Origin of the sequence: Neisseria sp. P0006.S004, from assembly GCF_051963015.1 — a bacterium.
GTDB lineage: Bacteria > Pseudomonadota > Gammaproteobacteria > Burkholderiales > Neisseriaceae > Neisseria.
This window is the reverse complement of record NZ_JBQCUS010000036.1, coordinates 1-283: the sequence shown is the minus strand read 5'-3', so window position 1 is coordinate 283 and position 283 is coordinate 1. Positions and strand designations below refer to the sequence as shown.

The window sequence follows — 283 nt, the reverse complement described above, 5'->3', positions numbered from 1 at the left end:
ACGATCGTCCGTCAGGTTATTTTTTCACGGCAGGCTGCGCGGCCTTAGGCGCGGCAGAAGAAACCGTCGCCTCCGCCTTCAACTTGTTCAGTACCGCATCACCGATGCCCTTCACGTTTTTCAGCTCCTCCACCGATTTGAACGCACCGTTCTTCTGGCGGTATTCTACAATCGATTTCGCCTTAGCCGGGCCGATACCCGGCAATGCCTCCAGTTCAGCAGAAGACGCGGTATTGATGTTCACGGCGGCTAAAGAGAATGCCGTACACACGGCGGCAACTAC

1 protein-coding gene is annotated in these 283 nt (G+C 55.8%); it reads right to left on the bottom strand.

Going from position 1 to position 283, the window contains the following annotated elements; all coding sequences use genetic code 11:
• Window positions 1-16: 16 nt before the first annotated feature.
• Window positions 17-283: ComEA family DNA-binding protein (locus ACTHR2_RS10580; protein WP_440375711.1), on the bottom strand; the 267-nt coding region annotated here is incomplete at its 5' end.